Below are 9,882 nucleotides of genomic sequence, written 5' to 3' on the forward strand. Positions count from 1 at the left end.
CCATGTTCCGCAAGAAGGATGCAGGCAACAGCCCCAAGGTCGAGCAGTCGGTCGCCAAGGCGGTCAGCTACGAGATCACCGTGGCCGACATGGCCAGGCGAAGCGAGCGTCGTGCCTGGTGGGTCGCCACCGGTTCGTTGCTGATGTCGCTGGCGTTGGCCGGTGGCTACTACTACATGCTGCCACTGAAGGAGAAAGTGCCTTTCCTGGTGATGGCTGATGCCTATACGGGTACGGCGACGGTTGCGCGCCTGCGCGGCACGTTCCAGGGCGAGACGATCACCAGCAACGAAGCGGTCAACCGCAGCAACGTCGCCCAGTACGTGCTGGCGCGTGAGTCATACGACTCGGCGGTGATGGGCCTGCGCGACTGGGAGCTGGTGTTTGTGATGTCCAGCGGTCCTGTCGCCCAGAGCATGCGTCAGCGCTATGCCGGCAACAACCCGCAGAACCCGTTCGTGATGTACGGTCGCGAGAAAGCGATCCGGGTCAAGATCCTCAGCATCACCCCCTTGGGTACTGAGGCGAACGGCAGTTTCCGCGGCGCTTCGGTGCGCATCCAGCGCAGCCTGCTCGACAAGCGTAGTGGCGCGGCTACCTATCTGGACAACCAGCTGGTGACGATGCGCTTCGAGTACAACCAGAATCTGGCGCTGTCCGAACAGGATCGTGTGCTCAACCCGCTCGCCTTCCAGGTCACCGAATACCGCGTGGACAACGATTACGCACGTGGCGTGCCGGTGCCGGACGATGGCGCGATGCAGGCGCAGGCGCAGCAGGCCGCGCAGCAGGCACAGGGCATCTATGATCCGAACAACCCTGCCGCGGCAACCATGATTGATCCTGCAACGGGCCAACCTGTGGCAGTGCCAGTCAATGAGCAGGGGCAACCGATGCAAGGCCAGTCGATGCAGGGGCAACCGATGCAGGGGCAACCGATGCAGGGGCAACCGATGCAGCAGGGGCAGGCCATGCCGCCGGCGCCGAACAATTCCACCGGAAATGCTGATGGAGCAAGCAACCGATGAGTAGTCGAAAAGTCAGGGGGAGCGCATTGGCGCTGCTGTCGTTGCTGTCGCTGGTGTTTTCCACCGCGGCGATGGCACAGGCGGTAGACCATTACGAGTATGAGAAGGACCGCATCTATCCGGTTCGCACCGGCCTGGGTCTGACCACCCAGATCGAGCTGAGCCCGAACGAAAAGATCCTCGACTACAGCACTGGTTTCAGCAGCGGCTGGGAGCTGACCCGCCGCGAGAACGTGTTCTACATCAAGCCGAAAAACGTCGATGTCGACACCAACATGATGGTGCGCACCGAGACCCATTCGTACATCTTCGAACTGAAGGTGGTGGCGACCGATTGGCGCCAGCTCGAGCAGGCCCGTCGTGCCGGCGTGCAGTACAAGATCGCCTTCAGCTACCCGAACGACACCGTGTTCGGTGTTGCCCAGGAGGCCGTGGAGGAAGAGGCACAGCCGCTGTTGAGCACGGAGTTGGCCAAGGATCGCCAGTACAACTTCAACTACTCCTATTCGACCAGCAAGGCGAAGAAGATGGGGTGGCTGATTCCGGTCAACGCGTACGACGATGGTCGTTTCACCTACCTGAAACTTCCGAACTCGCCGGAGTACAAGACCGGCATTTTCCCGGCCGTGTTCGGCCGTGAGAAGGAGTACGGCGAGGATTTCGTGGTCAACACCACCGTTGAAGGCAATACCTTGATCGTCCACGGGACCTACCCGTACCTGGTCATCCGCCACGGCGATTTCGTCGTTGGTCTGCGAAGGAACGTGAAGAAATGAGCCAGCAGAACACTCCCGGAAGCGATCCAAACAACGGGCGCGACGACAGCCAGAGCCCGTACGGCAGCGCTTCTGGCGCTGCGCCCGAGGCGTCGTCCAATCCCTATTTCGGCAACACTCAGGCTGGCCCTGCACCCGACCTGGATGCCGGCGCCCCTCAGTTGCGCTCGGCTGAGGAACAACGCCTGAATCGCAAGGCGCTGCTCTTCCTTGGCGGCATCCTGCTATTGGTGGTGGCCATGGGCTTCCTGCTGTTCCGCAAGGGGCAGGAAGACAAGGATTCCGGTTCCAAGGTTCCGGAAGTAGCGCGTGCCACTACTCCGACCCTGCCCAACGTGGGCGCAGACAATCCGGCCACGGCACCGATTCCGGTGGCCCAGCCGCTCCCGTTGCTGCCCGAGGAGCCGGTGGGACCGACCCGCGCACCGTCGCCGCTGAGCATGAGCGAGAGCGAAGGTCCGCGTGGCCCGACCCTGGCCGAGCGCCGCATGGGTGTGGGTAACGGAGGCTTCGTTGGTAACGGCGATGCTGTGGAAGGCCAGGCTGCACAGGGCGATGAGCTGACCCGTACCCTGCAGATGCAGGCGGCGATGATGGGCGGGCAGGCTGGCGCGCCAGCCAAGGTGCGTCGCGGACCGGATGTGGAAGATGTATCCAACGCCAGTTACATCCGTAGCCCCGATGCGCTGCTGGTGCGAGGTACTTACCTGCGCTGCGTACTCGAAACCCGCATCATTACCGATATTGCAGGCTACACGTCCTGCTTGGTGACCGAGCCGGTCTATTCGATCAATGGCCGCAATCTGCTGCTGCCGAAGGGCTCGAAGATCTACGGTGCATACGGTGGCGGCCCCACTGGCAAGCGCGTTGAAGTCATCTGGGATCGCATCACCACCCCGAATGGCATCGACGTTGCCATGTCGAGCCCTGGCGTGGACCAGTTGGGTGGCGCCGGTCACCCGGGCCAGTACAGCGCTCACTGGGCCAGCCGCATCGGTTCGGCGCTGATGATCAGCCTGATTGCGGATGCGTTCAAGTACGCCGCCGCAGAGCATGGTCCGGAGTCGACCACCGTCGCCAGCAATGGGTTCGCTGTCCGCTCGCCCTATGAGAGCGCTACCGCGCGCACCATGGAGCGTCTGGCCAATGAGGCCCTTAGCGAAGGTCGTCGTCCGCCGACTGTCACCATCAACCAGGGCACGATCGTGAATGTCTACGTCGCAAAGGACGTTGATTTCACCAGCGTGCTGAACCCGCGCCGGTAACCCGGAACCATCATGGACGCCGAAGTGTCACCCCTCGCCCTCGTCTCCAGCGATTTCCTGCGCTATCAGTACGAAGTGCTGGGCATCGCCGAGTACATGACCTCGCCTGACGTGACGGAAATCTGCATCAACCGTCCGGGCGAGCTGTACCTGGAGACGCGGGCAGGGTGGCAGCATGTGGATGTGCCGGGTCTGACGTTCGAGCGGGCCCGGCAGTTCTGCACCGCGGTGGTCAACGAGAGCAACACCGGTCAGCGCATCACCGATGCCGATCCGGTGGTGTCCCTGACCTTCCCGACCGGGCAGCGCGCACAGTTCGTGATTCCGCCAGCCTGCGACGCCGGCAAGGTATCAATCACGATCCGTCTGCCGTCCAAGCACACCAAGTCACTTACCCAGTATCACGAAGATGGTTTCTTCAACCAGATTCTTGAGCAGGATGGAAGCCTCAGCGAGCAGGATCGCGAACTGCTGGAGCTGCGGCAGCAGCGTGAGTACGCCGAGTTCTTCAGGCGTGCGGTGATGTACCGCAAGAACATCGTCGTCTCTGGCGCCACCGGTAGCGGCAAGACCACCTTCATGAAGGCGCTGGTCAACCATATCCCGGACAGCGAGCGCTTGGTCACCATCGAAGATGCGCGCGAACTGTTTCTGACCCAACCCAATGTCGTGCACCTGCTTTATTCCAAGGGCGGGCAGAGTGCCAGCAACGTGACGGCCAAGAGTTGCATGGAGGCCTGCCTGCGCATGAAGCCCGAACGCATCATCCTCGCCGAGCTGCGTGGCGATGAGGCGTTCTACTTCATCCGTAACTGCGCGTCTGGTCACCCCGGCTCGATCACCAGCTGCCACGCCGGCAGCCCGGAGCAGACCTGGGACCAGCTGGCGCTGATGGTGAAGGCGTCGACCGAAGGTTCGGGTCTGGAATTCAACGTCATCAAGCGTCTGCTGATGATGACCATCGACATCGTCGTGCATATCAAGGCGCATGCAGGCTCGCGCTATATCACCGGTATCGATTTCAATCCTGGGCGCGCCCAGGGGCAGGAGGGCTGAGCGATGTTGCCAGGACTTGAAATGATGGCGTGCCCGGAGATGGCCGTCTCGATGGACGTCATGCAGCACGTCATCAACGTGGAATCTTCGAGCAACCCCTACGCCATTGGCGTGGTTGGTGGTGCACTGGCGCGCCAGCCCAAGGCGCTGGACGAAGCGCTCGCCACCGTGCGCATGCTGGAGGAGAAGGGTTACAACTTCTCCATCGGCCTGGCCCAGGTCAATCGCTACAACCTGGCCAAGTACGGCCTGGATTCGTACGAAAAGGCATTCCAGCAGTGCCCGAACCTGCAGGCGGGTTCGCGCATCCTTGCCGAGTGTTACAAGCGCTCGGGCAAGGATTGGGGCAAGTCGTTCAGTTGCTACTACTCGGGCAACTTCGAAACCGGCTTCCGCCACGGTTATGTGCAGAAAGTGTATGACTCGATCCGTCGTGGACAGCAGGTTGCCTCCAATGGCGTTGCGCCGATCGACGTGATCAATCGTGGTGAGCGCCGTACCGTCAAAGTCGAGCATCACCCACAACTGGCGTCTCCGGCACAGGCACGCATCGTCGCCCAGGCCAGTACTCCGGTGTACGTGCCGTCCAACGATCCGGCACGCGCCTATACCGTCTATCCGTCTACCGGTGCGATGGCGCGCAGCAGTCTGGTCAATCTTGCCGATCAGGCGCTGTCCCGCGTTGTGCTGGGTTCGGTGGATCGAATGATGCAGCCGGAAGGCCCGGCAGGCGCAGGCTATCCGCAGTCGCCGCAGCAGATTCCGCAGCAGAATCCGCAAGGCAGGCAGGGGCAGGGCGGGCCTGTCATGCCGCAGCAGCTTCCCGGAGCCGTCGCCGGCGACGATGCCCCGGTCATGCTGCGCCCATGGAGCGAGCGGAACGCACCTGTGGCCGGAAACGGCAACGCATACAACGCGCCAGCGGCAGCGCCGGTGCAACAGATTCCCGCAGGGGATGCGGCCTTCGTGTTCTGACGAAGTCGTGGTACGACCAGTCCCCCGGCTGGTCGATTCAGTTGTGTTAGTCCATCAACAAGGAAATCAATCCATGAAGCGATCCAATCTCGACCTCGTCCAGGCCCAGCGCACGCTGAAGACCCTGCTGATGGCCACCTTCTTTGCTGGCGCCGTGTTTGCTCCGCAGGTGTTTGCCTCCGGGGCCACCGATTTCGGTGGCACCGACGAAAAGGTCTGCGGCTTCTTCAACAACATCAATGGCCTGCTGAATATTGCCTCGATCGCCGTGGTGACCATCGCGGTCATCTTCGCCGGTTACCAGATTGCGTTCGCACACAAGCGCATCTCTGATGTCGCGTCGATCCTGATCGGTGGCGTGCTGATCGGTGCCGCAGGTCAGATCGCGCGCATGCTGCTGGGTGATGGCAGCGACGGTAAGTGTGGCGGCAGCGGCGGCACGACCTACCTGATTCAGAACGCCATCCAGTACTACAGTGCATAAGAACGTTCTGTTCCGGGGTTGCACACGCCCAGCGATGTTTCTGGGCGTTCCCTACCTGCCGTTCTTTATGGTGGCCGGCGGGTTGTTGCTCTTGAGCATGTACACGAACTTCTGGTTCCTGCTGACCATTCCGGTGGCCATCTTCATCATGCGTCAGATGGCCAAGCGTGACGAGATGATCTTCCGGCTGCTGGGCCTGAGGCTGATGTTCAAGCTCCGGGTTCGCAACGTGCAGGAACACGAAGGAATGTGGGTGTTCAACCCGAATCATTACCGCAACAAACCGGCCCGAATGGATTGAGGGCTGGACCGGACCAGGTGGGCGTCAGACGCCCACCTGGTCCACTCCGAATCTTCGTCGGCAGTACCCTTTGGAAGCAGTCGTATGTTCAGCCCAGATACGTCCATCAGCGAATTCATTCCTCTGTCCTCGCATGTAGCCCCGAACGTGGTGAAGACCACGGGCGGCGACTATCTGTTGACCTGGCACCTGGAAGGGTTGCCGTTCGTGGGGCGCGAGGAGTGGGAGCTGGAACATCGGCATAACACCTTCAATCGGTTGCTGCAGACGCTGCGCGCGCCGGATTTCGTCAACGTCGCCTTCTGGGTGCATGACATCCGCCGTCGCCGCACGTTGAAGGGCAAGAGCAGCTACAAGCAGCGCTTCAACCAGGACGTGTCCGACCAGTACATGGGCATGCTGTCCTCGCAGCGCATCATGCAGAACGAGCTGTACCTGACCATGCTCTACCGGCCGGTAGTGGCCGGCAAGCGCTTCGTGGAGAAGTCGGCCAACGTCGACAAGCTCCGCGCCGAGCAGGAACAGGCCGTCGAGAAGCTGATGGAACTGGCTGGCAACGTCGAAGCCGTCATCCGCGACTACGCGCCGTACCGCCTGGGCATGTACGAAGCCAAGAACGGCGTGGTGTTCTCCGAGACCCTGGAGCTCTTCGGCTACTTGATCAATCGCATCGATGAGCCCGTGCCGGTGCTGTCGGCACCAGTGAAGGACTACCTGCCGGTCAGCCGGCACATGTTCTCGGCCAAGACCGGCGACTTCGTGATCAACACGCCCAACGGCGTCAATCACTTCGGCGCCATCCTCAACATCAAGGAGTATGCCGAGGGCACCTACCCGGGCATCCTCAATGGACTGAAGTATCTGGACTTCGAGTATGTCATCACCCATTCGTTCAGCCCGATGGGGCGCCAGGACGCGCTGAAGGTGCTCGACCGCACCAAAGGCATGATGATTTCCTCCGGTGACAAGGCCGTCAGCCAGATCGTCGAGCTCGACCAGGCGATGGACCATCTGTCATCTGGCAACTTCGTACTGGGCGAGTACCACTTCATCATGGCGGTCTATGGCGACAGCCAGGCCAAGCTGTCCCAGAACGTGGCTACCACCCGTGCCGAGCTTTCCAATGCCGGCTTCGTGACCACCAAGGAAGACTTGGCTGTCACCTCGTCGTTCTATTCGCAGATTCCGGCCAACTGGCGCTTCCGCACTCGCCTGGCCAACGTCAGCTCGCTGAACTTCCTCGGTCTGTCGCCACTGCACAACTTCGCCACCGGCAAGCAGCACAACAATCCGTGGGGCGACTGCGTCACCACGTTGCAGACGACCAACGGCCAGCCGTACTACTTCAACTTCCATGCCACCCATCCGTCGGAAAACTCGCTGGGTGAAAAGGCGATCGCCAACACCATGGTGATTGGTAAGTCGGGTACCGGTAAGACCGCGCTGATCAACTTCCTGCTCAGCCAGGTGCAGAAGTACGAGCCATCGCCGACCATCTTCTTCTTCGACAAGGACCGCGGCGCGGAGATCTTCGTGCGCGCTTGCGGTGGCAACTATCTGGCCCTGGAGAACGGCGCGCCGACCGGCTTCAATCCGTTCCAGTGCGAGAACAACGAAAGCAATGTGCAGTTCCTGGCTGACCTGATCAAGGTGCTGGCAGGCAAGCGCGAGTACAGCTCCCGCGAAGAAGAGGATATCTACCGCGCGGTGGAGAGCATGCTTGACACGCCGATGCACCTGCGCAGCATGACCAATTTCCAGAAGAGCCTGCCCAACATGGGCGACGACGGCCTGTACGCGCGCATGCGCCGCTGGACCTCGGGCAACTCGCTGGGCTGGGTGTTCGACAACCCGGTGGATACCGTGGACCTGAGCAAGGCCAACATCATCGGTTTCGACTACACCGACATCATCGACAACCCTGAAGTGCGCGTGCCGGTCATCAACTACCTGCTGCATCGCCTGGAGTCGCTGATCGACGGTCGTCCATTGATCTACGTGATGGACGAATTCTGGAAGATTCTGGACGGTGAGGGTGGCCTGAAGGAATTCGCCAAGAACAAGCAGAAGACCATCCGTAAGCAGAATGGCCTGGGCATCTTCGCGACGCAGAGTCCGGAAGATGCGCTGAAGAGCGACATTTCCGCTGCGCTGATCGAACAGACCGCAACGCTGATCCTGCTGCCCAACCCCAATGCCAGCAAGAGCGATTATATGGACGGCCTGAAGCTGACCGAGGCCGAGTTCAAGGTGGTCACCGCCTTGGATGAGCGCTCGCGCTGCTTCCTGGTCAAGCAGGGGCACGCGTCCAGCGTGTGCCAGCTCAATCTGCGCGGGATGGACGACATTCTGTCGGTGATCTCGGCGTCGACCGACAACATCGACATCATGCATCGCGTCCTGCAGACAGCCGCAGTACGCGCACGAGTGACGGTGGATGAATTGACGCCGGAACAGTGGCTTGAAGATTTCTACAAGAATCGAAAGGGTTCGGGCAAAGGGGCCCAGTCCGATGCCGCCTGACGGCGGCGCGATCAGGAGACAGGCAAGTGGATGTCAATCAGCACAAGAGGAGTTTCTTCATGGATAACGTCAAGCGTCGGGCTAACACCCGCAAGGTACTCAAGCCGGTGGCCAAAGTGCTCGGCGTTGCCTTGGCTCTTTCGGCAACGAACGCGGGTGCCCTCGGCCCCGTGCAGGAAACCGGTCCTGCACTGTTCCAGCACATCTTCAATCAGCTCAATACGCTCGCATCCAAGATTCAGGAAAAGACCCAGTACATCAAGGAAAACGCGAACTGGGTGAAAGAATGGACGCAGACGATCAAGGAGTACCAGGAGCTTCTGGTGAAGATCCAGGGCATCACCAACGATTTCGGTTTGCCTGATGCCGCCCCGTTGACCCGGGTGGCTCCCAAGTATCTGGTCGCTGAAACCTGTGGTACCGGCTCCGATCTGAAGGGCATGCTGACCTCCATCGTTTTCGATTCCACCGGTGACTGGAAGGATCAGCAGAAGCAGATCTGCGTGAATATCCGCATGATGCAGAACCGCAAGTACAACGATGCGGTCGATTTCATGGAAAGGACCGGGCCGTCCTTCATCAAGAGTCTCGATGAAATCGCTTCGATCCGTTTCGGTAGCAATCGCCTCGGCGACATGAACGCGGTTGCGAACGATTCGCTGCGTACCGCCAATGAAATGAACGCGTCGATCCAGAATTTCGAGTCGCGCATCAAGGCGTACGACTCTTACATCGAAGTGATGGAAGCCAATCAGAAGATCGTGGCGCAGCAGGCATTGAAGGGCAAGAAGGGCCTGGCCAGTGATCTGGTCAAGACCGTCGCACTGAATGCAGCGCTGAGCATCAAGTGATCGAAGCCGGAATGCGTGGATGCACCTGCCGGGTAACGGCGCCCGGCGTGAAGGAATCAGACAGGAACATCAGGAATGAACATTCGATCGATCACAAGCTTTGATTTTTCAGGCGGCCTCCACGAGCTCCTAAGTTACGCCGTGCGGGTCCAGTCGATCGGGGACTTCGTCTTCTTCCGGTCGATCCTGTCTTACCTGCGCAAGCGGATCGACGATTTCGGCATCGAGTTGCTTGGCAACATGATGGCGTGGGTCGGCGGCATTGCGTTGACCCTGATGACCCTCTGGGTGCTTATCCAGGGCTTCCGCATCGTTACCGGCCGCAGTCGCGACTCGATGATGATTCTGGTGACCAACATGGCGCGTGCCGCGTTGATCGTCAGTGTTGCCACCAGCATGGCGATGTTCGGTGGCAGCCTGAAGAACTTCCTGATCAAGGACGTCAAGAACGAGATCACCTATGTGGTGACCGGGAAGAATGATTCGCCGGAGGACCAGATCGACAAGAGCCTTGCCTGGATGCAGGTAGGCCTGTCGAGCATCGATGCGATCAAAGTGCTTGATGACGGCAACCTGCGCGACGACAAGAATCGTGCCTTGTGGGCAGTTGGCCTGGGAACCGG

The 9,882-nt window shown here is 60.4% G+C and carries 10 protein-coding genes; all 10 read left to right on the top strand.

From position 1 onward, the window contains the following. Positions 1-2: 2 nt before the first annotated feature. On the top strand, positions 3-1,028 hold the full coding sequence (locus AB4Y98_RS11170) for a virB8 family protein (RefSeq protein ID WP_442244354.1): 1,026 nt from the start codon (positions 3-5) through the stop codon (positions 1,026-1,028). Further along, positions 1,025-1,804, top strand: a complete 780-nt coding sequence (locus AB4Y98_RS11175; protein ID WP_176020365.1) for a TrbG/VirB9 family P-type conjugative transfer protein — start codon at positions 1,025-1,027, stop codon at positions 1,802-1,804. Before AB4Y98_RS11170 ends, AB4Y98_RS11175 begins: the two co-directional genes overlap by 4 nt. Beyond that, positions 1,801-3,069 carry a TrbI/VirB10 family protein gene (locus tag AB4Y98_RS11180; protein WP_363734372.1) on the top strand — a complete coding sequence of 423 codons (1,269 nt, stop codon included), beginning with the start codon at positions 1,801-1,803 and terminating at the stop codon, positions 3,067-3,069. Before AB4Y98_RS11175 ends, AB4Y98_RS11180 begins: the two co-directional genes overlap by 4 nt. Before the next feature lie 12 nt (positions 3,070-3,081). After that, complete coding sequence (gene virB11, locus AB4Y98_RS11185; protein ID WP_132824812.1) at positions 3,082-4,125, top strand: P-type DNA transfer ATPase VirB11; 1,044 nt, start codon at positions 3,082-3,084, stop codon at positions 4,123-4,125. Positions 4,126-4,128: 3 nt separating this feature from the next. Continuing rightward, a complete protein-coding gene (locus tag AB4Y98_RS11190; RefSeq protein ID WP_442244355.1) occupies positions 4,129-5,100 on the top strand; it encodes a lytic transglycosylase domain-containing protein in 972 nt (323 codons plus the stop codon). A 73-nt stretch (positions 5,101-5,173) separates the two neighbouring features. Beyond that, positions 5,174-5,584 carry a TrbC/VirB2 family protein gene (locus AB4Y98_RS11195; RefSeq protein WP_154880790.1) on the top strand — a complete coding sequence of 137 codons (411 nt, stop codon included), beginning with the start codon at positions 5,174-5,176 and terminating at the stop codon, positions 5,582-5,584. Next, positions 5,577-5,885 carry a type IV secretion system protein VirB3 gene (locus tag AB4Y98_RS11200; protein WP_154880788.1) on the top strand — a complete coding sequence of 103 codons (309 nt, stop codon included), beginning with the start codon at positions 5,577-5,579 and terminating at the stop codon, positions 5,883-5,885. The genes AB4Y98_RS11195 and AB4Y98_RS11200 overlap by 8 nt, the downstream gene beginning before the upstream one ends. A gap of 84 nt (positions 5,886-5,969) precedes the next feature. After that, complete coding sequence (locus AB4Y98_RS11205; protein ID WP_223495491.1) at positions 5,970-8,408, top strand: VirB4 family type IV secretion/conjugal transfer ATPase; 2,439 nt, start codon at positions 5,970-5,972, stop codon at positions 8,406-8,408. A gap of 59 nt (positions 8,409-8,467) precedes the next feature. Continuing rightward, positions 8,468-9,259, top strand: a complete 792-nt coding sequence (locus AB4Y98_RS11210) for a hypothetical protein (RefSeq protein ID WP_363734370.1) — start codon at positions 8,468-8,470, stop codon at positions 9,257-9,259. Positions 9,260-9,334: 75 nt separating this feature from the next. Then, the coding region (locus tag AB4Y98_RS11215) for a type IV secretion system protein (protein WP_442244356.1) at positions 9,335-9,882 on the top strand (548 nt) is incomplete at its 3' end.

Source organism: Stenotrophomonas sp. 2YAF26, assembly GCF_052114625.1.
Lineage (GTDB): Bacteria > Pseudomonadota > Gammaproteobacteria > Xanthomonadales > Xanthomonadaceae > Stenotrophomonas > Stenotrophomonas indicatrix.

What these genes read in the sequence shown, in the direction of transcription:
- AB4Y98_RS11205 (WP_223495491.1), top strand. Translation starts at nt 5,970, where the DNA reads ATGTTCAGCCCAGATACGTCCATCAGCGAATTCATTCCTCTGTCCTCG.
- AB4Y98_RS11175 (WP_176020365.1), top strand. Translation starts at nt 1,025, where the DNA reads ATGAGTAGTCGAAAAGTCAGGGGGAGCGCATTGGCGCTGCTGTCGTTG.
- AB4Y98_RS11190 (WP_442244355.1), top strand. Translation starts at nt 4,129, where the DNA reads ATGTTGCCAGGACTTGAAATGATGGCGTGCCCGGAGATGGCCGTCTCG.
- AB4Y98_RS11210 (WP_363734370.1), top strand. Translation starts at nt 8,468, where the DNA reads ATGGATAACGTCAAGCGTCGGGCTAACACCCGCAAGGTACTCAAGCCG.
- virB11 (WP_132824812.1), top strand. Translation starts at nt 3,082, where the DNA reads ATGGACGCCGAAGTGTCACCCCTCGCCCTCGTCTCCAGCGATTTCCTG.
- AB4Y98_RS11170 (WP_442244354.1), top strand. Translation starts at nt 3, where the DNA reads ATGTTCCGCAAGAAGGATGCAGGCAACAGCCCCAAGGTCGAGCAGTCG.
- AB4Y98_RS11180 (WP_363734372.1), top strand. Translation starts at nt 1,801, where the DNA reads ATGAGCCAGCAGAACACTCCCGGAAGCGATCCAAACAACGGGCGCGAC.
- AB4Y98_RS11195 (WP_154880790.1), top strand. Translation starts at nt 5,174, where the DNA reads ATGAAGCGATCCAATCTCGACCTCGTCCAGGCCCAGCGCACGCTGAAG.